This window comes from Micromonospora sp. KLBMP9576 (assembly GCF_050941805.1).
Classification (GTDB): domain Bacteria; phylum Actinomycetota; class Actinomycetes; order Mycobacteriales; family Micromonosporaceae; genus Micromonospora.
In genome coordinates, this window is record NZ_CP194567.1 from 2,408,109 (window position 1) to 2,430,351 (window position 22,243).

Here is a 22,243-nt window from a genome sequence, read left to right on the forward strand (position 1 = left end):
TGACGGCGGGCGCGGCGGCGCGCGTCGCAGCCGGCGGGCGAGGAACGTGTCACGTGGTACGCGTAAGGGCCCGTGCCGGGGATCCGGCACGGGCCCTTACGCGTCGCGGTCAGCTGGCGAAGAACGCCCGCGGGTCGGCGACCAGCACCCCGTGCTCGGTGAGCCGCTCGATCAGGCCGGACGGCGAGGCGTCGTAGACGATCGCGAGCGCGCGCAGGTCGTCGGCGCGGATGGAGAGCACCCGACCGTTGTAGTCGCCGCGCTGCTGCTGGATGGCACGCGCGTACCGCGCGACGTAGGCCAGGTCCTCGGAGGCCTCGTCGTACAGCCGCTCCAGGTCGAGGACGATCTTGCTGGTCGGCTCGTGGCGAACCCCACTGCCGTCGGGCAGCAGCTCCGAGACGGGAACGCGGTAGAAGTCGGCCAGCTCGGCCAGGCGCGACACCGTGACGGCGCGGTCCCCGCGCTCGTAGGAGCCGACCACCACCGCCTTCCACCGCCCGTTCGACTTCTCCTCCACGCCCTGCAGGGACAGGCCCTGCTGCTGGCGGATGGAGCGCAGGCGGGCGCCCAGAGACTTTGCGTATTCAGAGGGCATTAAACACTCCCAGTGTTGCTCGGGGTTCTCCCAGCGATCGCTACGGAGCGTGACGGTACGGGGATTGGCACAACTGGTCAAGTGGTCGTGACCTTACCGTTGGATCATCGGGGGAGTTGTCCGCATTTCGTGGAGCTGACCAGGGGGTCAGTGGCCGGCGGTGGCCGATGCCGTGACCACTGGTAACGTTGCGGAAGCCCCGGTCCGGGCCGTTCGCGGCCCGCTGCCGGCATCCGACGTCCTTTAACGACCCGTCCAGTGAGGCGGGGAAGGAGGTCCGCCGTGGCCTACCCACCGGCTGCCTCGTCACCGCCGTCGCGACAACCCTCGGTGAAGGTGATCCTCGCCAGCGCCGACGTCCAGCGCGTGGTCGACCGCATCGCCCACCAGATCCTGGAGAAGACCCAGGGCGCCGAGAACACGGTGCTGCTCGGCATCCCGACCCGGGGCGCCCCGCTCGCGGCGCGGCTCGCGGCGCGGATCAGCACCTTCGAGGACGTGACCGTCCCGGTCGGCGTGCTCGACATCACACTCTACCGCGACGATCTGCGCCGGCACGCCACCCGCGCGGTCGGGCCGACCCAGGTGCCGCCCGGCGGCATCGACGGCAGGCGGGTCGTCCTCGTCGACGACGTGCTCTTCTCCGGCCGCACGGTGCGGGCCGCGCTCGACGCGCTCAACGACGTCGGGCGGCCGGCGTCCGTCCAGCTCGCCGTCCTGGTCGACCGGGGCCACCGCGAGCTGCCGATCCGCGCCGACTACGTCGGCAAGAACATCCCGACCTCCCTCACGGAGAGCGTGAAGGTCACCCTCGCGGAGACCGACGGCACCGACGAGGTCAAGCTGTACGGGGCGAGCCGGTGAGCGCGAGGAGCGCAGCCCGGCGGAGCCCCGCGGTCGCGAACGGGAGGCGACAGCACCCATGATCAGGCACCTGCTCTCCGGCGGCGACCTGGACGCCGCCACCGCCACCGAGATCCTGGACACGGCCGCCGAGATGGCCACCGTCGCCGGCCGGGAGATCAAGAAACTGCCCGCGTTGCGCGGGCGTACCGTGGTCAACCTCTTCTACGAGGACTCCACCCGCACCCGGATCTCCTTCGAGGCGGCGGCGAAGCGGCTCAGCGCCGACGTGATCAACTTTTCGGCCAAGGGCTCCAGCGTGACCAAGGGCGAGAGTCTCAAGGACACCGCACTGACCCTGCAGGCCATGGGAGCCGACGCGGTGGTCGTCCGGCACCCCGCCTCCGGCGCCCCGCACCGGCTCGCCGACTGGGTCGACGGTTCGGTGGTCAACGCCGGCGACGGCACCCACGAGCACCCGACCCAGGCGCTGCTCGACGCGTACACGATGCGTTCCCGGCTGGGGCGGCTGGCCGGCCTGTCGGTCGCGGTGGTCGGGGACGTCCTGCACAGCCGGGTGGCCCGCTCGAACGTCCTGCTGCTCTCCACGCTCGGCGCGAAGGTGACCCTGGTCGGGCCGCCGACGCTGATCCCCGTGCACATCGGGCAGGCGCTCGCGCCCGGCACAGGCGTCTCGTACGACCTCGACGCGGTGCTGCCGGAATCGGACGTGGTGATGATGCTGCGGGTGCAGCGGGAGCGGATGAACGACTCCTACTTCCCCTCGGCCCGCGAGTACGCCCGCCGCTACGGCCTGGACGGCCCGCGGATGCGCCGGCTGCCCGGGCACGCGATCGTCATGCACCCCGGCCCGATGAACCGGGGGATGGAGATCACGCCCGAGGTCGCCGACTCGCCCCGCTCCACGATCGTCGAACAGGTCACCAACGGGGTCTCCGTGCGGATGGCCGTCCTCTACCTGCTGCTCGGGGGGAACAACCGGTGAGCTCGTACCTGATCTCCAACGTCAGCGTCGTCGGCGCGGCACCGACCGACGTGCTGATCCGCGACGGCGTCGTCGCGGCCGTCGGCGCCGGGCTGGACGCGCCGGACGCGACAGTCGTCGACGGCACCGGCCTGGTCGCCCTGCCCGGCCTGGTCGACCTGCACACCCACCTGCGCGAGCCGGGCCGCGAGGACGCCGAGACCGTCGAGTCGGGGTCCCGGGCGGCGGCGCTCGGCGGCTACACGGCGGTCTGCGCGATGGCGAACACCTCGCCGGTGGCCGACACCGCCGGGGTGGTCGAGCAGGTCTGGCGCCTCGGCCGGGAGGCCGGCCTGGTGGACGTGCAGCCGATCGGGGCGGTCACCGTCGGCCTGGCCGGTGAGCGCCTCGCGGAGCTGGGCGCGATGGCCGACTCGGCGGCCCGGGTGCGGATCTTCTCCGACGACGGGCACTGCGTCGCCGACCCGATGCTGATGCGCCGGGCACTGGAGTACGTGAAGGCGTTCGACGGGATCATCGCCCAGCACGCCGAGGAGCCCCGGCTCACCGAGGGCGCGCAGATGCACGAGGGCGAGGTCTCGACCCGCCTCGGCCTGACCGGCTGGCCGGCGGTCGCCGAGGAGGCGATCATCGCCCGGGACGTGCTGCTGGCCGAGCACGTCGGCAGCCGCCTGCACGTGTGCCACGTCTCCACCGCCGGCAGCGTAGAGGTGCTGCGCCAGGCCAAGGCCCGGGGCGTCCGGGTCACCGCCGAGGTCACCCCGCACCACCTGCTGCTCACCGACGAGGTCGTGAGCGGGAGGAGTGAGCTTGCGAGCCCCGCACTCGCGAACAACTGGAGCCCAGCCGGAGCGTACGACCCGGTCTACAAGGTCAACCCGCCGTTGCGTACCGCGACCGACGTCGCCGCGCTGCGGGCCGCCCTGGTCGAGGGCGTCATCGACATCGTGGCCACCGACCACGCCCCGCACGCCGTGGAGGACAAGGAGTGCGAGTGGGCGTACGCCCGGCCGGGCATGCTCGGCCTGGAGACGGCGCTGTCGATCGCCCTCGACGTGCTCGGCCCGCGGTGGGACCTGATCGCCGAGCGGATGTCGCGCGCTCCGGCGCGGATCGCCGGGCTGGCGGGGCACGGGCTCGACCCCGCGCCCGGCGTGCCGGCCAACCTGACCCTGGTCGACCCGGCGGTCCGCCGCACCATCGAGCCCGCGGAGCTGGCCAGCCGTAGCCGCAACACCCCGTACGCCCGCATGACGCTGCCGGGTCGCATCGTGGCGACCTTCCTGCGTGGCGAGCCGACGGTCCTGGACGGAAAGGCCCTCAAGTGATCCGAGCGAGGAACGCAGCGCAGCGGAGCCCCGCAGTCCGGATCGAAGGGAACACAGCATGAGCAAGCGCAGACCCGCGATCCTCGTACTCGAGGACGGGCGCACCTTCCACGGGGAGGCGTACGGCAGCGTCGGGGAGACCTTCGGCGAGGCCGTCTTCAACACCGGGATGACCGGTTACCAGGAGACGCTGACCGACCCCTCCTACCACCGTCAGGTGGTGGTGCAGACCGCCCCGCACATCGGCAACACCGGCGTCAACGACGCCGACGACGAGTCGGACCGGTTCTGGGTCGCCGGATACGTGGTCCGCGATCCGGCCCGGGTCAGCTCGAACTGGCGGGCCACCGGTGGGCTGGAGGACCGGCTGTCCGCCGAGGGCGTGGTCGGCATCAGCGGCGTCGACACCCGGGCGCTGACCCGGCACCTGCGTGAGCGCGGCGCGATGCGGGTCGGCATCTCCAGCGTCGAGGTCGACCCCCGGGCGCTGCTGGCCCGGGTGCGCCAGGTGCCGGAGATGGTCGGGGCGGACCTGTCGGCCGAGGTCAGCACCACCAAGCCGTACGTGGTGCGGGCCGTCGGCGAGCACCGGTTCACGGTCGCCGCGCTGGACCTGGGTATCAAGCGCAACGTCCCGCGCCGGCTCGCCGCCCGCGGGGTCACCACCCACGTGCTGCCGGCCGGCTCCACCGTCGACGACCTGCTTGCCACCGGCGCGGACGCGGTCTTCCTCTCGCCGGGCCCGGGCGACCCGGCCACCGCCGACGCTCCGGTGGCCCTGGCCCGGGAGGTGCTGCGCCGCGAGGTCCCGCTGTTCGGCATCTGCTTCGGCAGCCAGATCCTCGGGCGGGCGCTGGGCTTCGGCACGTACAAGCTGGGCTACGGCCACCGGGGCATCAACCAGCCGGTGCTCGACCGGGTGACCGGCAAGGTCGAGGTGACCAGCCACAACCACGGCTTCGCGGTCGAGGTTCCGGGCGCGGGCCACGGCGCGGTCGTACCCGATGCGGTGATCGAGACCGAGTTCGGTGGCGTGCAGGTCAGTCACGTCTGCCTCAATGACAACGTGGTCGAGGGGCTGCGGGCGCGCGACGTGCCCGCCTTCACCGTCCAGTACCACCCGGAGGCGGCGGCCGGCCCGCACGACGCGGACTACCTCTTCGACCGTTTCGCCGAGCTGATCGAGGGCCGGACCCAGAGCGAGGGGCGCACACATGCCTAGACGGACCGATCTCACGCACATCCTGGTGATCGGCTCGGGGCCGATCGTGATCGGGCAGGCGTGCGAGTTCGACTACTCCGGCACCCAGGCCTGCCAGGTCCTGCGCAGCGAGGGGATCCGGGTCAGCCTGGTCAACTCGAACCCGGCGACGATCATGACGGATCCCGAGTTCGCCGACGCCACGTACGTGGAGCCGATCACCCCGGAGTTCGTCGAGCTGGTGATCGCCAAGGAGCGTCCTGACGCGATCCTGGCCACCCTCGGCGGGCAGACGGCGCTGAACACCGCCGTCGCGCTGCACGAGGCCGGCGTGCTGGAGAAGTACGGCGTGGAGCTGATCGGCGCCAACATCGAGGCGATCAACCGCGGCGAGGACCGGCAGCTGTTCAAGGACATCGTCGCCAAGGCCGGCGTACGCCTGGGGGTCGACGACCCGGCGGGCCTGGTGCCCCGCTCGCGGGTCTGCCACTCGATGGCGGAGGTCGAGCAGACGGCCGCCGAGCTGGGCCTGCCGGTGGTGATCCGGCCGTCGTTCACCATGGGCGGCCTCGGCTCCGGCATGGCACACACCCCGGCGGACCTGGCCCGCATCGCGGGCGACGGCCTGTCGGCCAGCCCGGTGCACGAGGTCCTCATTGAGGAGAGCGTGCTCGGCTGGAAGGAGTACGAACTCGAGCTGATGCGCGACCGCAACGACAACGTGGTGGTGGTCTGCTCGATCGAGAACATCGACCCGATGGGCGTGCACACCGGTGACAGCGTCACGGTCGCCCCGGCCATGACGCTCACCGACCGCGAATACCAGCGGCTGCGGGACCTGGGCATCGCGGTGCTGCGCGAGGTCGGCGTGGACACGGGCGGCTGCAACATCCAGTTCGCGGTCAACCCGGCCGACGGGCGGATCGTGGTGATCGAGATGAACCCGCGGGTGTCCCGGTCGTCGGCGTTGGCGTCCAAGGCGACCGGTTTCCCGATCGCGAAGATCGCCGCGAAGCTGGCCATCGGTTACACCCTCGACGAGATCCCCAACGACATCACCCTGAAGACCCCGGCGGCCTTCGAGCCGACCCTGGACTACGTGGTGGTGAAGATCCCCCGGTTCGCGTTCGAGAAGTTCCCGGGCGCCGACGCGGAGCTGACGACCACGATGAAGTCCGTCGGTGAGGCGATGAGCCTGGGCCGTAACTTCGGCGAGGCGCTGAACAAGGCGATGCGTTCGATGGAGACGAAGGCGGCCGGCTTCTGGACGCTGCCGGACGCGGCCGTCGCCGCCGCGACCGGTGTCGACCCGGCCGACGTGACGAAGGAGGCCACCCTCGCCGCGCTGGGCACGCCGCACGACGGCCGCCTCTACACCGTCGAGCGGGCGCTGCGCCTCGGCGCGTCCATCGCCGAGGTCACCACGGCGTCCGGTGGGATCGACCCCTGGTTCCTGGACCAGATCGCCGCCCTGGTCGAGTTGCGCGCGGAGATCATGGACGCCCCGGTGCTCGACGCGGAGCTGTTGCGCCGGGCCAAGCGGGCCGGACTGTCGGACCGGCAGCTGGCCGCGCTGCGCCCGGAGCTGGCCGGCGAGGACGGCGTACGGACGTTGCGGCACCGCCTGCGGGTGCGCCCGGTCTACAAGACGGTGGACACCTGCGCCGCCGAGTTCGAGGCGAGCACGCCGTACCACTACTCGACGTACGACCAGGAGAGCGAGGTCGTGCCGTCCGCCCGGCCGAAGGTGCTGATCCTGGGCTCGGGGCCGAACCGGATCGGCCAGGGCATCGAGTTCGACTACTCCTGCGTGCACGCGGTGATGGCGTTGCGTGCCGCGCCGGTGGGCGGTGCCGCCGGTGTCGACGCCGGCTACGAGACCGTCATGGTCAACTGCAATCCGGAGACCGTCTCCACCGACTACGACACCGCCGACCGGCTCTATTTCGAGCCGCTCACCTTCGAGGACGTGCTGGAGGTCTGGCACGCCGAGGACTCCTCGGGCCGGGCGGCCGGCGGGCCGGGCGTGGTCGGGGTGATCGTCCAGCTCGGCGGGCAGACCCCGCTGGGCCTGGCGCAGCGGTTGAAGGACGCGGGCGTGCCGGTGGTCGGCACGTCCCCGGAGTCGATCCACCTGGCCGAGGAGCGGGGCGCGTTCGGGGCGGTGCTGACCCGGGCGGGGCTGCGCGCCCCGGCGCACGGGATGGCCACCTCGTACGAGGACGCGAAGGCGATCGCCGAGGAGATCGGCTACCCGGTGCTGGTCCGGCCGTCGTACGTGCTGGGCGGGCGGGGCATGGAGATCGTCTACGACGATGCCACGCTGCGTGACTACATCGGTCGGGCCACCGAGATCTCCCCGGATCACCCGGTGCTGGTGGACCGGTTCCTCGACGACGCCATCGAGATCGACGTGGACGCGCTCTGCGACGCCGACGGCGAGGTCTACCTCGGCGGGGTGATGGAGCACATCGAGGAGGCCGGCATCCACTCCGGCGACTCGTCGTGTGCGTTGCCGCCGATCACCCTGGCCGGTTCGCACGTGGCGCAGGTGCGTCGCTACACCGAGGCGATCGCCCGGGGCGTCGGCGTACGCGGCCTGCTCAACGTGCAGTACGCGCTGAAGGACGACATGCTCTACGTGCTGGAGGCGAACCCCCGCGCGTCCCGGACGGTGCCGTTCGTCTCGAAGGCCACGGCGGTGCCGTTGGCGAAGGCGGCGGCCCGCATCGCGATGGGCGCCACCATCGCGGAGTTGCGCGCGGAGGGGCTGCTCCCGGCCACCGGGGACGGCGGCTCGCTGCCGGCGGGCGCCCCGATCGCGGTCAAGGAGGCGGTGCTGCCGTTCAAGCGGTTCCGCACCCCCACGGGCAAGGGCGTTGATTCGCTGCTGGGCCCGGAGATGAAGTCCACCGGCGAGGTGATGGGCATCGACACCTCCTTCGGGCACGCCTTCGCCAAGTCGCAGTCGGCGGCGTACGGTTCGCTGCCGACCAGCGGGAAGATCTTCGTCTCGGTCGCCAACCGGGACAAGCGCGGCATGATCTTCCCGATCAAGCGCCTGGCGGACCTCGGGTTCGAGATCGTCGCCACCACCGGCACGGCGGAGGTGCTGCTCCGGCACGGCATCGCCTGCGAGCAGATCCGTAAGCACTACGAGTCCGGCGGGGGCGAGGACGCGGTGTCGCTGATCGCCGGCGGCGACGTGGCGTTGGTGATCAACACTCCGCAGGGCTCGGGCGCCAGCGCCCGCTCCGACGGCTACGAGATCCGCAGCGCCGCCGTCACGGCGGACATCCCCTGCGTCACCACGGTGCCGGGCGCGGCGGCGGCGGTGATGGGCATCGAGGCGCGGATGCGGGGCGACATGCAGGTCCGCCCGCTGCAGGAGCTGCACGCCGCCCTGCGGGCCGCCGAGTGACCGGCCCCAGCCGGGTCGATCATGAAGTTGTTGTCGCGACACGCCGATCCGGCGGGCGACAACTTCATGATCGACGAGAGCGGGAGGGGCGGGCGTGATCTTCGAGGGGGTCGTCCGGGCGGGGCTGTTCCGGATCGGGGGCGGGGACGCCGAGGCGGCGCACGAGTGGACGCTGCGGCGGATGGCGGCGCTGTCCGGGCGGCCGGCGGCCCTGGCCGTGCTGCGGGCCCGCTACGCCGTCCGCGCGCCGCGCACCGTGTTCGGCGTCGAGTTCCCCAACCCGGTCGGCCTGGCCGCCGGGATGGACAAGGACGGCGTGGCGCTACCGGCCTGGCCGGCGCTGGGCTTCGGCTTCGTCGAGGTCGGCACGGTCACCGCGCACCCGCAGCCGGGCAACCCCCGGCCCCGGCTGTTCCGGCTGCCCGACAGCGAGGCCGTGGTGAACCGGATGGGCTTCAACAACGCCGGCGCCGGGGCCCTCGCGGCCCGGCTCGCGGCGCTGCCCCGCCCGATCGGGGTGCCGCTGGGCATCTCGCTGGGCAAGTCCAAGGTGACCCCGCTGGACGAGGCGGTGGCGGACTACCTCGCCTCGTACCGGGCGCTGCGCGAGCACGGCGACTACTTCGCGGTCAACGTCTCCTCGCCGAACACCCCGGGTCTGCGCTCCCTGCAGGACCGGGCGCACCTGGACGCCATCCTGGCGGCGCTGGTGGGGGAGAAGCCGGTGCTGGTGAAGATCGCCCCGGATCTCACCGAGCCGGCGATCGCCGAGCTGCTGGAGGTCTGCCTGGCCCGGGGCGCCGCCGGGGTGATCGCCACCAACACCACGCTGGCCCGCGACGGCCTGGCCCCGGCCGACCGGGCGCGCGGCGCGCAGACCGGCGGACTCTCCGGTCGCCCGCTCGCCGACCGGGCCCGCGAGGTGGTCGCCTTCGTGCACCGGGAGGCGGGCGGCCGGCTGCCGGTGATCGGCGTCGGGGGCATCGTGGACCCGGACGCCGCGGCCCGGATGTTCGACGCCGGCGCCGCCCTGGTCCAGCTCTACACGGGCTTCATCTACCACGGTCCGGCCCTGGTCCGCGCCACCGCCCGCGCCGCGGGGAGCGGGGCGTGACGCCCGAGGAGATCCTCGCCGCCGACCGGGCGCACGTCTGGCACCCGTACGCGGCCCTGCCGCCCGCGACCCCGCCCTACGTGGTGGACGGCGCTGAGGGCGTACGGCTGCGGTTGGCCGACGGTCGGGAGCTGGTCGACGGCATGTCGTCGTGGTGGGCGGCGATCCACGGCTACCGGCACCCGGTGCTCGACGCGGCGGTGACCGAGCAGCTCGGCCGGATGAGCCACGTGATGTTCGGCGGGCTCACGCACGAGCCCGCGGTACGCCTGGCCGCCACCCTGGTCGAGCTGGCCCCGGACGGGCTGGAGCACGTCTTCCTGGCCGACTCCGGCTCGGTCGGCGTCGAGGTCGCGATCAAGATGTGCCTGCAGTACCAGCGGGCCGCCGGCCGGCCGCAGCGCCGCCGGCTGGGCACCTGGCGGGGCGGCTACCACGGCGACACGTTCCACCCGATGAGCGTCTGCGACCCGGAGGGCGGCATGCACCACCTCTGGGGCGACGTGCTGCCCCGGCAGGTCTTCGCCCCGGTGCCGCCCGGCGGTTTCGACACCGCGCCCGATCCGGCCTACGAGGCGGCCCTGGTCGAGGCGGTCGAGCGGCACGCCCACGAGTTGGCGGCGGTCATCGTGGAGCCGGTGGTCCAGGGCGCCGGCGGGATGCGCTTTCACCACCCGCACTACCTGCGGGTGCTGCGCGAGGTGACCCGGGCGCACGGGGTGCTGCTGATCTTCGACGAGATCGCCACGGGCTTCGGCCGCACGGGCGCCATGTTCGCCGCCGGGCACGCCGGGGTGGCGCCGGACGTGATGTGCGTGGGCAAGGCGCTCACCGGCGGGTACCTGACGCTGGCCGCCACCCTCTGCACGGCGCGGGTGGCCCGGGGCATCTCCGCCGGCGGGGTGCTGGCGCACGGCCCGACGTTCATGGGCAACCCGCTGGCGTGTGCGGTCGCCAACGCCTCCCTCGACCTGCTGCGGGCCGGGGACTGGGCGGGGCGGGTGGCGCGGGTGCAGGCGGGCCTGCGGGCCGGCCTGGAGCCGCTGCGCGCCGCGCCGGGGGTGACCGACGTGCGGGTGCTGGGCGCGATCGGCGTGGTCCAGCTCGACCACGAGGTGGACCTGCCCGCCGCCACCGCCGCCGCGGTGGCCGAGGGCGTCTGGCTGCGGCCGTTTCGCGACCTGGTCTACACCATGCCGCCGTACGTGACCGGGGACGCCGACGTGGCGCGTATCGCCGCCGGGGTCGCCGCCGCGGTGCGGGCCGGCTGACCCGCCGGTCAGGGGTGGGCGGGAGTACGCGGGCGGCGCGCGCCGCCCGCCTCGGCAGCGCGCCCGGCGGCGGACGCCCCGGGCGTCGAGAGAGGGAGAGAACCGGATGGACAGCTTCGGCGCCCGCCTGCACCGGGCCGTGACCGAGCGGGGACCGCTCTGCGTCGGCATCGACCCGCACCCGGGGCTGCTGGCCCGCTGGGGGCTCGACGACGACGTCCGGGGGCTGGACCGGTTCGCCCGGACGGTCGCGGAGGCCCTCGGTGACCGGGTCGCGGTGGTCAAGCCCCAGTCCGCCTTCTTCGAGCGGTTCGGGGCGAAGGGTGCGGCGATCCTTGAGTCAACTATCCGACAGTTACGCGAGGCCGGCGCGCTCGTTCTCCTCGACGTCAAGCGCGGCGACATCGGCTCGACCGCCGCCGCGTACGCCTCGGCGTACCTCGACCCATCCAGCCCGATCCATGTGGACGCCCTGACCGCGAGCCCGTACCTCGGCGTCGGCGCGCTCGCGCCGATGTTCGAGCTGGCCGCCGAGCACGGCGGTGGGGTCTTCGTGCTGGCGCTCACCTCCAATCCGGAGGGCGCCACCGTGCAGCGCGCCCGCACCGCCGACGGACGCACCGTGGCGCAGACCGTGATTGACGAGATTTCCCAGCTCAACGCGGGTGCGCAGCCACTCGGCAGCATCGGTCTGGTGGTCGGCGCGACCATCGGTGACACCGGTCACGATCTGTCCGCGGTGAACGGCCCGCTGCTCGCCCCGGGCCTCGGGGCGCAGGGCGCCACGGCGGCGGACCTTCGCATCGTCTTCGGCTCCGCCCTGCCCGCCGTGCTCCCCTCGTACTCCCGCGAGGTGCTGGGCGCGGGCCCGGACCCGGAGGCGTTGCGCGCCGCGACGGAGCGCGTGCTGGCGGACTGCCGGGCGGTCCTGGCCGCAAGCTGACTGACTGACGGCTCGGTCACTTTGCGAAGATCGTCGCGCGCCCACGTTGCCGAATGCGTCGGCGACCGCTAGTTTTCCCCGCGCTGGGAACCACGGACCCCTTGGTTCACAGCGACACCACGTTTCACAGATGCGGCGGTGCGACCCGCCCGCCGCGATAGGGACACTGAGGAGAACTGGTGCCGCTCCCGTCACTGACCCCCGAACAGCGTGCTGCCGCGCTGGAGAAGGCCGCGGAGATCCGCAAGGCCCGTGCTGAGCTGAAGGAGCAGCTCAAGCAGGGCAAGACCACCCTCGGAGCCGTCCTCGAGCGTGCCGAGTCCGACGATGTCGTCGGCAAGCTCAAGGTCTCTGCCGTGCTGCAGGCGATGCCGGGTATCGGCAAGATCCGGGCCACCCAGATCATGGAGAAGCTCAAGATCGCCGACAGCCGTCGCCTGCGTGGCCTCGGCGAGCAGCAGCGCAAGGCACTGCTTGGAGAGTTCGCCGCCAACTGAGGCCGGCTCGTGTAGAAACAAGCAGTGAGCACGGATGACGAGGCGCGCCCGGCGGCTCGGCTCACTGTCCTGGCGGGGCCTTCGGGCTCCGGCACGGAGAGTGTCGTCGAGCGTGTCCGGGCGCGTTCTCCGTCCGTCTGGGTTCCGGTGCCGGCCACCACCCGGCCACGCCGGGAACGCGAGCTGGACGGCGTCGACCGGCTCTTCCTGGCCCCGGCCGAGTTCGACCGGATGATCGCCGCCGGGGAGCTGCTGGAGTGGAGCCGGGCCGGGCCCCACCGGCGCGGCACGCCCCTCGACCCGCTGCGGTCCCGGCTCGCCGCCGGCCAGCCGGTGCTGCTCGGCCTCGACCTCGCCGGCGCGCTGCTGGTCCGGGCGACCCTGCCGGACGCCCGACTGGTGCTGCTGCACCCGCCGGGGGCCGTCCCCGCGCAGGCCACGCTGGCCGCCTTCGCGCACCGCCTCCCGCACGACCGCACCGGGCGGGTGGTCGACGAACTGGTAGGCTTGTCCGGTTCTTCTTTCCTGGCTCCGGCGCCACCGCAGGTTCGCGGTTGAGCGCCAGCACCGCCGCGTGTGGTGCGATAGACGCAGAGGTTAATTCGTGGGATCCATCGCAAACCCCGAAGGCATCACCAACCCGCCGATCGACGAGCTCCTCGAGAAGACGACCTCGAAGTACGCGCTGGTGATCTTCGCCGCCAAGCGCGCGCGCCAGGTCAACGCCTACTACAGCCAGCTCGGCGAAGGGCTGCTGGAATACGTCGGCCCGCTGGTCGAGACCACCCCCCAGGAGAAGCCCCTCTCCATCGCCATGCGCGAGATCAACGCGGGCCTGCTCACCGCCGAGCCGACCGACCAGCCGTAATTCGTCACGCGTCGATGTCTCCCCGGATCGTCCTCGGTGTCGGCGGCGGCATCGCCGCCTACAAGGCGTGCGAGCTGCTCCGACTCTTCACCGAGTCGGGCCACCAGGTCCGGGTCGTGCCGACCGCGTCGGCGTTGCGCTTCGTCGGTGCCCCGACCTGGGCGGCGCTCTCCGGCCAGCCGGTCGCCGACGACGTGTGGGCCGACGTGCACGAGGTGCCACACGTCCGGCTCGGCCAGCAGGCCGACCTGGTGGTGGTCGCGCCGGCCACCGCCGACCTGCTGGCCAAGGCCGCGCACGGCCTCGCCGACGACCTGCTCACCAACACGCTGCTGACCGCCCGCTGCCCGGTCGTGCTGGCCCCGGCCATGCACACCGAGATGTGGGAGCACCCGGCCACCGTCGCCAACGTGGCGACGCTGCGCTCCCGGGGCGTGCGGGTCGTGGAGCCCGCCGTCGGCCGCCTCACCGGGGCGGACACCGGCAAGGGCCGGCTGCCCGATCCCGCGGAGATCTTCGCGGTCGCCCGCCGGGCCCTCGCGCGGGGCCTCGGGGCCCCCGCCGACCTGACGGGGCGGCACGTGGTGGTGACCGCGGGCGGCACCCGCGAACCCCTCGACCCGGTCCGCTTCCTGGGCAACCGCTCCTCGGGCAAGCAGGGCTACGCCTTCGCCCGCTGCGCGGTGGCCCGGGGCGCCCGGGTCACCCTGATCTCGGCCAACGTCTCGCTGCCCGACCCGGCCGGCGTGGACCTGGTCCGGGTCGGCACCACCGGCGAGCTGCGCGACGCCACGCTGTCGGCCGCCGTCGGCGCCGACGCGGTGGTGATGGCGGCGGCCCCGGCCGATTTCCGGCCCGCGACCTACGCGCCTGGCAAAATCAAGAAGTCGGACGACGGCAGCGCGCCCACCATCGAGCTCGTCACCAACCCGGACATCGCGGCCGAGCTGGGCCGCGGCCGGCGCCCGGAGCAGGTGCTGGTGGTGTTCGCCGCCGAGACCGGCGACGCCGAGGCCAACGGGCGGGCCAAGCTCGCCCGTAAGCGGGCGGACCTGGTCGTCATCAACGAGGTCGGCGTCGACCGGGTCTTCGGCGCCGACACCAACGCGGCGACGGTCATCGGCGCGGACGGCACGGTCAGCCGGCTGCCCGAACGGTCCAAGGAGGACCTCGCCGACGCCGTCTGGGATCTCGTGGTGGCCCGGTTGCCCGGCTGTTCCTGACGGTTGAAACCCGGGCCGACCGAGGGTTGGGCCCGTACGCGGATGACTACACTGCCGCGGAACGACTTCCACACATTAGGAGTGCCGTGACACGCCGCCTCTTCACTTCCGAATCGGTCACGGAAGGCCACCCGGACAAGATCGCCGACCAGATCAGCGACGGCATTCTGGACGCCCTGCTCACCGAGGACCCGCGCAGCCGCGTCGCCGTGGAGACCATGATCACCACCGGCCAGGTGCACATCGCGGGCGAGGTGACCACCAAGGCGTACGCCGACATCCCGACCATCGTCCGCCGGACGATCCTCGACATCGGCTACGACTCGTCGAAGAAGGGCTTCGACGGCGCATCCTGCGGCGTCAGCGTCTCCATCGGCGCCCAGTCCGAGGACATCGCCCAGGGCGTGGACAACGCCTTCGAACTGCGTACCGGGGCGTCGGAGAGCGCGCTGGACGCGCAGGGCGCCGGCGACCAGGGGATGATGTTCGGCTTCGCCTGCTCCGAGACGCCGGAGCTGATGCCGCTGCCGATCGCGCTGGCGCACCGGCTGGCCCGGCGGCTCTCCCAGGTCCGCAAGGACGGCACGATCCCGTACCTGCGCCCCGACGGCAAGACCCAGGTCACGATCGAGTACGACGGGCTGCGCCCGGTCCGGCTCAACACGGTGGTCGTCTCCAGCCAGCACGCCGCGGACATCTCGCTGGACTCGCTGCTCACCCCCGACGTGCGCGAGCACGTCATCGCCCCTGAGCTGGAGAGCCTCGGGCTGGACACCGAGGGCTACCGCCTGCTGGTCAACCCGACCGGCCGGTTCGAGATCGGCGGGCCGATGGGCGACGCCGGCCTGACCGGTCGCAAGATCATCGTCGACACCTACGGCGGCTACGCCCGGCACGGCGGCGGCGCGTTCTCCGGCAAGGACCCGTCGAAGGTCGACCGCTCGGCGGCGTACGCGATGCGGTGGGTGGCGAAGAACGTGGTCGCCGCGGGCCTGGCCGAGCGGTGCGAGGTGCAGGTCGCGTACGCGATCGGCAAGGCCCACCCGGTCAGCCTCTTCGTCGAGACGTTCGGCACCGAGACCGTGCCGGTCGCCTCGATCGAGAAGGCCGTCGCCGAGGTCTTCGACCTGCGCCCGGCCGCCATCATCCGGGACCTCAACCTGCTCCGCCCGATCTACCGGCAGACCGCCGCCTACGGCCACTTCGGCCGGGAACTGCCGGACCTGACGTGGGAGAGCACCGACCGGGCCGCCGACCTCAAGTCGGCCGCGGGAGCCTGACCGGCACCAGGCGCGGCGACCGGCGACCCGCGGACGGGTCGCCGGTCGCGCGCGTCTGCGTCGACGTGCCGCTGGCCCACCTGGACCGGCCGTTCGACTATCTCGTCCCGGCCGAGCTGGACGCCGACGCCCTGCCCGGCGTGCGGGTGAAGGTCCGCTTCGCCGGGCAGCTCGTCGACGGCTGGCTGCTGGAGCGCGCCGACGACTCGGGGCACACCGGCCGGCTGGCGTACCTGGAGAAGGTGGTCTCGCCGGAGCCGGTGCTCGCCCCGGAGGTCGCCCGGCTGGCCCGGGCCGTCGCCGACCGCTACGCCGGCGGCCTCGCCGACGTGCTGCGCCTCGCCGTCCCGCCCCGGCACGCCCGGGTGGAGAAGGACGTCCGCGCCGCCGCGGCCGGGACGGGCCCCGCCGCCGACAACGGCCCCGCCGCCGACAACGGCCCCGCCGCCGACAACGGCCCCGCCGCCGACAACGGCCCCGCCGGGCCGGCCGCTCCCGGCCCGGCGGCCTGGCGGGACTATCCGGCGGGACCGGCCCTGCTCCGGGCGCTCGCCGGCGGGCGGGCCCCCCGGGCGGTCTGGTCGGCGCTGCCGGGGGAGGACTGGCCCGCCCGTTACGCGGAGGCGGTCGCGGCGACCGTGGCCGGCGGCCGGGGCGCGGTGGTGGTCGTCGCCGACAACCGCGACCTGGATCGCCTCGACGCCGCCCTGCACGCCGCCCTGGGGCCGGGGCGGCACGTCTGCCTCTCCGCCGCGCTCGGCCCCGCCCGGCGCTACCGGGCCTTTCTCGCCGCCCGCCGGGGCGACGTCGCGGTGGTGGCCGGCACCAGGGCCGCGATGTTCGCCCCCGTCGCCCGCCTCGGCCTGGTGGCGATCTGGGACGACGGCGACGACCTGCACGCCGAGCCCCGGGCCCCCTACCCGCACGCCCGGGAGGTGCTGCTCACCCGCGCCCAGCTCGGCGACGCCGCCGCGCTGGTGGGCGGGTACACCCGCACCGCCGAGGCGCAGCTGCTCGTGGAGACCGGGTGGGCCCGCGAGATGGTGGCCGACCGGGCGACCGTGCGGGCCCGGATGCCGGCGATCGCGCCCACCGGCGACGACCCGCAGCTGGCCCGGGACCCGGGGGCGGCCACCGCCCGGCTGCCCAGCCTGGCCTGGAGCACCGCCCGGGAAGCGCTGCGGGCCGACCTGCCGGTGCTGGTCCAGGTGCCCCGCCGCGGCTACCTGCCCTCGGTGGCCTGCGCCGAGTGCCGCACCCCGGCCCGGTGCCCGCACTGCGCCGGGCCGCTCGCGCTGCCCTCGGCCGAGGGCACCCCCGCCTGCCGCTGGTGCGGGCGGATCGCCGCCGCGTACGCCTGCCCGGAGTGCGGCGGGCGGCGGCTGCGCGCCTCCGTCACCGGCGCCCGGCGCACCGCCGAGGAGCTGGGCCGGGCCTTCCCCGACGTGCCGGTACGCACCTCGGGGCGCGAGGAGGTGCTGGCCGGGGTCCCGGGCGGCGCCGGCCTGGTCATCGCCACCCCCGGCGCCGAGCCGGTCGCCGAGGGCGGCTTCGGCGCGGTGCTGCTGCTCGACTCGTGGGCCCTGCTCACCCGCGCCGACCTGCGGGCGGGAGAGGAGACGCTGCGCCGCTGGCTGGCCGCCGCCGCGCTGGCCCGCCCCGCTGCCGCGGGCGGCCGGGTGGTGGTGGTCGCCGACGGCGCCCTCGCCCCCGTGCAGGCGCTGCTGCGCTGGGACGCCGGCTGGTTCGCCGCCCGGGAGCTGGCCGAGCGGCGGGAGCTGGGCTTCCCCCCGGCGGTGCGGATGGCCAGCGTGACCGGTCCACCGGCCGCGGTGGCCGACCTGCTGGCCGAGGCCCGGCTGCCGGCCGAGGCCGAGCTGCTCGGGCCGGTGCCCGCCGACGGGGAGCGGGAGCGGATGCTGGTCCGGGTGCCCCGGGCCCGGGCCGCCGCGCTGGCCGGTGCGCTGCACTCGGCGGCCGGGGTGCGCACGGCCCGCAAGGCCGCCGACCCGGTCCGCCTCCAGGTCGACCCGCTGGCACTCTTCTGACCGGCTGCGCCGACGGCCCCCGGCGGTCCCCGGCGGTCCCGCGCGGGCGGGCTCCGCCCGCCGATCCGGCCGCCGACCTGCCCCTCGTCGCACACCGTGTCCCACGGAACGTCGCCGGGTGGGTGGTAGCATCGCCCGTCATGCCCGGCCGCACGGATCGCGCGACGATGGCGGGAGCGCGTCGGTTCGGCGCGACATCGATGATGACAGACAGCCGGTGATCAGGGGTGGACCAGTCGTGACCGTTCGTCAGTCGATCGTCTTCAATGGTGACCTCGGCAGCGGCAAGAGCACCGTATCCGTGGAGATCGCCGAGCGGCTCGGCGTGCGCCGGGTCAGCGTCGGCGATCTCTACCGCCAGATGGCGCAGGAGCGGCAGATGACCGCGCTGCAACTCAACCTGCACGCCGAGTTGGACCAGGCCGTGGACGGCTACGTCGACCAGCTCCAGCGCAACATCGCCGCCTCCGGCGAGCGGCTGGTCATGGACTCCCGGCTCGCCTGGCACTTCTTCACCGACGCGCTCAAGGTGCACATGATCACCGAGCCGGGCGAGGCGGCCCGGCGGGTGCTTGCCCGTCCCTCCGGCCCGGCCGAGAGCTACGCCTCGATGGAGGAGGCCAAGGCCAAGCTGCGGGAGCGCAGCGAGAGCGAGCGGGGCCGGTTCATCGTCCGCTACGGGGTGGACAAGGCCCGGCTGCGCAACTACGACCTGATCTGCGACACCACCAGCGCCCAGGCCGCCGAGGTCATCGAGCACATCATCGATGCGTACGAGGGCCGGTTGTGCGCCGACGTGCTGCGCGACGCCCCGCCGCTGCTGCTGCTCGACCCGGCCCGGGTCTACCCGACCGAGGACATCGCCCACCTGCGTGACCTGTGGGACTCGCGGTTCGTCGGCGACGTCGCCGCCGGCGGCGACGAGGCGCTGGAGCCGCTGCGTATCGGCTACACCGGCGAGTACTTCTTCGTCGTCGACGGGCACCGCCGGCTCAGTGCCGCCCTGCAGAGCGGCTTCCGGCTGGTGCCGGCCCAGCTCGTCGCCGAGGTGGACGAGCCGGTGGTGGGCGGGATGAGCGCGGTGGACTACTTCGCCGCCCAGGCCCGACCCGGCCTGATCCACGACTGGGAGGCCGCCCACAAGATCGAGCTGCCCCTGCCCGAGCACGCCCTGCTCGGCGGCGGCGCGGTCCTGGCCGGGGAGCCGGGCACCGGCGGCTGAGCCGCCCGCCCACCAGCGGCGACCGGCACCCACCGCCCGCCGCCGGCACCCACCGTCCGCTGGTCCGGCACGGCTACGAGGCCGGTCCGGTGACGATCGACACCCAACCGCCCGCCCGGCATCGCGGTACGCCGGCCGGGGCGGCCGACGGCACTCCGTAGACTGGTACGGCATCAGTCCGCCCGCCGAAGGAGCCATGCCGAGTGACCGTCCAGCCCATCCGTCTGTTCGGGGACCCGGTGCTGCGCACGCCGGCCGATGCGGTGGTCGACTTCGACGTCGAGCTGCGCAAGCTCGTCGCCGACCTGACCGACACGATGCGTGAGCAGAACGGTGCCGGCCTCGCCGCGCCGCAGCTCGGGGTGGGCCTGCGGGTGTTCACCTTCGACGTCGACGACGTGGTCGGTCACCTGGTCAACCCGGTGCTGGAGTTTCCCGACGCCGAGGAGCAGGACGGCCCCGAGGGCTGCCTGTCCATCCCCGGCCTCTACTTCGACACCACGCGCCGGCAGAACGTGATCGCCAGGGGCTTCAACGGCTACGGCGACCCGGTGCAGATCGTCGGCACCGGCCTGATGGCGCGCTGCGTACAGCATGAGACCGACCACCTCGACGGCGTGCTCTTCCTCGACCGGCTGGACCCGGCCGGGCGCAAGGAGGCGATGAAGGCGATCCGCCAGGCGGAGTGGTACGACCCGGCCACCCCGCCGACGGTGAAGCTCAACCCGCACGCCGCCAGCAGCCCCTTCGGTCTGGGTCGGTGAGCCCGTGCGTGTGATCTTCGCCGGCACGCCGGCCGTGGCCGTTCCCGCCCTGGCCGCCGTCGCGGCCTCCCGGCACGAGCTGGTCGCCGTGGTGACCCGGCCGGACGCCCCCGCCGGTCGTGGCCGCGGGCTGCTCCGCTCCCCGGTGGGCGCGTGGGCCGACGAGCACGGCGTCGAGGTGCTCACCCCCGCCCGGCCCCGCGAGCCGGAGTTCCTGGACCGGCTGCGCGAGCTGGCCCCCGACTGTGTCCCCGTGGTCGCCTACGGCGCGTTGGTGCCGCCGGTGGCCCTGGAGATCCCCCGCCACGGCTGGATCAACCTGCACTTCTCGCTGCTGCCGGCCTGGCGCGGCGCCGCGCCCGTGCAGCACGCCGTGCTGCACGGCGACGAGCTGACCGGGGCCAGCGTGTTCCAGCTGGAGCAGGGGCTGGACACCGGCCCGGTCTACGGCACGCTGACCGACGAGATCCGGCCGGCCGACACCTCCGGCGACCTGCTGGAGCGGCTCGCGCACTCCGGTGCCGGCCTGCTGGTGGCCGTCCTCGACGCGATCGACGCCGGCACCGCCCGGGCCGAGCCGCAGCCCGCCGACGGGGTGTCGCTGGCGCCGAAGCTGACCGTGGAGGACGCCCGGGTGCGCTGGTCCGATCCCGCCTTCGCGGTGGACCGGCGGATCCGGGCCTGCACCCCGGCCCCCGGCCCCTGGACGACGTTGCGGGGCGAGCGCGTCAAGCTGGGCCCGGTGACCCCGGTGCCCGACGGCCCGACGCTGAAACCGGGCGAGCTGCTGGTGGAGAAGTCCCGGGTACTGGTCGGCACGGCAACGACTCCGGTGCGTCTCGGCGAGGTCCGGGCGGCCGGCAAACGGGCGATGACGGCGACCGACTGGGCGCGCGGCGTCCGGATCGCAGCCGGGGAGGAACTCGCATGACGGCCCCTTCGGAACGACCCTCGGGCGACCGGTCCACCACCGAGCGACGCGGTGCGCCCTCCGGCGAGCGCGGCGGGCGCGCTGAGCGGCCGGGTGGCGAGCGGTCCGGCGGTGACCGGTTCGGCGGGCGCCCGTCGGGCGGCCAGCGTGGCGACCGCCCGGTCCGCGACGGCCAGTGGGGCGCGCGCGGCGGCGACCGCCGCGACGGCCGTCCGGCTCCCCGCCCCGCGGCGGACCTGCCCCGCCAGGTGGCCTACGAGGCGATCGCGGCGGTGCACCGTGACGACGCGTACGGCAACCTGGTGCTCCCGTTGCTCCTGCGCGACGCCGGGCTCTTCGGCCGGGACGCCGCCTTCGCCACCGAGCTGACCTACGGCACGCTGCGGCACCTCGGCACCCTCGACGCGATCATCAGCGACGCCGCCGGGCGCGACGTGCAGCGCATCGACCCGCCGGTACGCGACGCGCTGCGGCTCGGGGCGTACCAGCTCCTGCACACCCGGGTGCCGCCGCACGCCGCGGTCTCCTCGACCGTCGACCTGGTGCGGACGGTGGCCGCCGGTGCGACGGGCTTCGCCAACGCCGTGCTGCGCGAGGTCGCCGGCCGGGACGCCGACGCCTGGGTGGCCAAGCTGGCCCCGTCGGCGCAGAGCGACCCGATCGGGCATCTCGCCCTGACGTACAGCCATCCGCAGTGGATCGTGCGGTCCTTCGCCGAGGCGCTCGGCGGTGATCTGGGCGAGACCACCCGGCTGCTCATCGAGAACAACGAGCGCCCGCCGGTGCACCTGTGCGCCCGGCCGGGGCGTGCCGACGCGCCGGAGCTGGCCGACGAGGTCGGCGGCGCGCCGGGGGCCTTCTCCCCGTACGCGGTCTATCTCTCCGGCGGCGCGCCCGGCGACCTGCCGGCGGTCGTGCAGGGCCGCGCCCACGTGCAGGACGAGGGCTCCCAACTGGTGGCCAACGCCCTGGCGGTGGCCCCGCTCGACGGCCCGGACGGGCGCTGGCTCGACCTGTGTGCCGGGCCGGGCGGCAAGTCCGCACTGCTCGGCGCCCTCGCCGCCGGGCGCGACGCGCAGTTGACCGCCGTGGAGGTCTCCGAGCACCGGGCCCGGTTGGTGGCCCAGGCCACCCAGGGCCTGCCGGTGACCGTGCTGAACGTCGACGGCCGGACCGTCGGCGCCGACCCGGAGCTGCCGGAGGCGCACTTCGACCGGGTGCTCGTCGACGCGCCCTGCACCGGGCTCGGGTCGCTGCGCCGCCGACCGGAGTCCCGCTGGCGGCGGCAGCCCTCGGACCTGCCGCCGTTGACCCGGCTGCAGCGCGAGCTGCTGGCCGCGGCGCTGCGCGCGACCCGTCCCGGTGGGCTGGTCGCCTACGTGACGTGCTCCCCGCACACCGTGGAGACGCACGTGACGGTGACCGAGGCGGCCCGCCGCTCCGGTGTGCCGGTCGACTTCGTCGACGCCCGGCCGCTGCTGCCGGCGGGGATGCCAGGTCTGGGCGACGGGCCGACGGTGCAGTTGTGGCCGCACCGGCACGGCACCGACGCGATGTTCCTGGCGATGCTCCGCCGCACCTGAGCGTTTCCCGGCACGCGTCGCCGCTGCGGCCGGTGCCCCGCTGCGCCGTCGGCCGGAACCGTCTCGCCGGCGTAGATCGAATCCTCTTCGTGCTCGCCCATT

Annotated in this window: 19 protein-coding genes; 18 read left to right on the plus strand and 1 reads right to left on the minus strand. The window is 74.0% G+C overall.

Features of this window, described 5'->3' with window-relative positions:
- Nucleotides 1-109: 109 nt before the first annotated feature.
- On the minus strand, nucleotides 110-598 hold the full coding sequence (bldD, locus tag ACQ452_RS10785; RefSeq protein WP_013285505.1) for a transcriptional regulator BldD: 489 nt from the start codon (nucleotides 596-598) through the stop codon (nucleotides 110-112).
- Between the two features lie 282 nt (nucleotides 599-880).
- On the opposite strand from bldD, the gene pyrR reads away from it, so the two are divergent.
- The 18 genes from pyrR to ACQ452_RS10875 all read left to right on the plus strand — a co-directional run bounded on the left by pyrR (nucleotide 881) and on the right by ACQ452_RS10875 (nucleotide 22,141).
- A complete protein-coding gene (gene pyrR / locus ACQ452_RS10790) occupies nucleotides 881-1,462 on the plus strand; it encodes a bifunctional pyr operon transcriptional regulator/uracil phosphoribosyltransferase PyrR (RefSeq protein ID WP_433392773.1) in 582 nt (193 codons plus the stop codon).
- 58 nt (nucleotides 1,463-1,520) lie between these two features.
- Nucleotides 1,521-2,447: an aspartate carbamoyltransferase catalytic subunit gene (locus tag ACQ452_RS10795; RefSeq protein WP_433392775.1), complete on the plus strand. Its 927-nt coding sequence runs from the start codon at nucleotides 1,521-1,523 to the stop codon at nucleotides 2,445-2,447.
- A complete protein-coding gene (locus tag ACQ452_RS10800) occupies nucleotides 2,444-3,775 on the plus strand; it encodes a dihydroorotase (RefSeq protein WP_433392777.1) in 1,332 nt (443 codons plus the stop codon). Before ACQ452_RS10795 ends, ACQ452_RS10800 begins: the two co-directional genes overlap by 4 nt.
- 58 nt (nucleotides 3,776-3,833) lie before the next feature.
- Nucleotides 3,834-4,997: a glutamine-hydrolyzing carbamoyl-phosphate synthase small subunit gene (gene carA / locus ACQ452_RS10805; RefSeq protein WP_433392779.1), complete on the plus strand. Its 1,164-nt coding sequence runs from the start codon at nucleotides 3,834-3,836 to the stop codon at nucleotides 4,995-4,997.
- On the plus strand, nucleotides 4,990-8,397 hold the full coding sequence (gene carB, locus ACQ452_RS10810; protein WP_433392781.1) for a carbamoyl-phosphate synthase large subunit: 3,408 nt from the start codon (nucleotides 4,990-4,992) through the stop codon (nucleotides 8,395-8,397). The genes carA and carB overlap by 8 nt, the downstream gene beginning before the upstream one ends.
- A gap of 94 nt (nucleotides 8,398-8,491) precedes the next feature.
- The gene (locus tag ACQ452_RS10815) at nucleotides 8,492-9,511 is read left to right on the plus strand and encodes a quinone-dependent dihydroorotate dehydrogenase (RefSeq protein ID WP_433392782.1); all 1,020 of its coding nucleotides are present in this window, start codon (nucleotides 8,492-8,494) and stop codon (nucleotides 9,509-9,511) included.
- A complete protein-coding gene (locus ACQ452_RS10820; protein WP_433392784.1) occupies nucleotides 9,508-10,782 on the plus strand; it encodes an adenosylmethionine--8-amino-7-oxononanoate transaminase in 1,275 nt (424 codons plus the stop codon). The genes ACQ452_RS10815 and ACQ452_RS10820 overlap by 4 nt, the downstream gene beginning before the upstream one ends.
- A gap of 106 nt (nucleotides 10,783-10,888) precedes the next feature.
- The gene (gene pyrF / locus ACQ452_RS10825; protein ID WP_433392786.1) at nucleotides 10,889-11,725 is read left to right on the plus strand and encodes an orotidine-5'-phosphate decarboxylase; all 837 of its coding nucleotides are present in this window, start codon (nucleotides 10,889-10,891) and stop codon (nucleotides 11,723-11,725) included.
- 179 nt (nucleotides 11,726-11,904) lie between these two features.
- Nucleotides 11,905-12,222 (plus strand): integration host factor, actinobacterial type, encoded by a 318-nt coding sequence (mihF, locus tag ACQ452_RS10830; protein ID WP_007458370.1) that lies wholly within the window; start codon nucleotides 11,905-11,907, stop codon nucleotides 12,220-12,222.
- Between the two features lie 24 nt (nucleotides 12,223-12,246).
- The gene (locus ACQ452_RS10835) at nucleotides 12,247-12,780 is read left to right on the plus strand and encodes a guanylate kinase (RefSeq protein WP_433392788.1); all 534 of its coding nucleotides are present in this window, start codon (nucleotides 12,247-12,249) and stop codon (nucleotides 12,778-12,780) included.
- 46 nt (nucleotides 12,781-12,826) lie between these two features.
- Entirely contained in the window at nucleotides 12,827-13,090 is a 264-nt protein-coding gene (gene rpoZ / locus ACQ452_RS10840) for a DNA-directed RNA polymerase subunit omega (protein ID WP_007075826.1), read from the plus strand.
- A 14-nt stretch (nucleotides 13,091-13,104) separates the two neighbouring features.
- Nucleotides 13,105-14,313 (plus strand): bifunctional phosphopantothenoylcysteine decarboxylase/phosphopantothenate--cysteine ligase CoaBC, encoded by a 1,209-nt coding sequence (gene coaBC, locus ACQ452_RS10845; RefSeq protein ID WP_433392790.1) that lies wholly within the window; start codon nucleotides 13,105-13,107, stop codon nucleotides 14,311-14,313.
- Between the two features lie 86 nt (nucleotides 14,314-14,399).
- On the plus strand, nucleotides 14,400-15,593 hold the full coding sequence (gene metK, locus ACQ452_RS10850) for a methionine adenosyltransferase (RefSeq protein ID WP_433392792.1): 1,194 nt from the start codon (nucleotides 14,400-14,402) through the stop codon (nucleotides 15,591-15,593).
- Nucleotides 15,594-15,658: 65 nt separating this feature from the next.
- Nucleotides 15,659-17,641, plus strand: coding sequence for a primosomal protein N' (locus ACQ452_RS10855; RefSeq protein ID WP_433392794.1), 1,983 nt, complete (start codon nucleotides 15,659-15,661; stop codon nucleotides 17,639-17,641).
- 238 nt (nucleotides 17,642-17,879) lie between these two features.
- On the plus strand, nucleotides 17,880-18,863 hold the full coding sequence (locus ACQ452_RS10860; protein WP_433392796.1) for an AAA family ATPase: 984 nt from the start codon (nucleotides 17,880-17,882) through the stop codon (nucleotides 18,861-18,863).
- A gap of 203 nt (nucleotides 18,864-19,066) precedes the next feature.
- Complete coding sequence (gene def, locus ACQ452_RS10865; RefSeq protein WP_433392798.1) at nucleotides 19,067-19,627, plus strand: peptide deformylase; 561 nt, start codon at nucleotides 19,067-19,069, stop codon at nucleotides 19,625-19,627.
- A 4-nt stretch (nucleotides 19,628-19,631) separates the two neighbouring features.
- Complete coding sequence (fmt, locus tag ACQ452_RS10870) at nucleotides 19,632-20,558, plus strand: methionyl-tRNA formyltransferase (protein ID WP_433392800.1); 927 nt, start codon at nucleotides 19,632-19,634, stop codon at nucleotides 20,556-20,558.
- The gene (locus ACQ452_RS10875) at nucleotides 20,555-22,141 is read left to right on the plus strand and encodes a transcription antitermination factor NusB (RefSeq protein WP_433392802.1); all 1,587 of its coding nucleotides are present in this window, start codon (nucleotides 20,555-20,557) and stop codon (nucleotides 22,139-22,141) included. Before fmt ends, ACQ452_RS10875 begins: the two co-directional genes overlap by 4 nt.
- Nucleotides 22,142-22,243 lie beyond the last annotated feature (102 nt).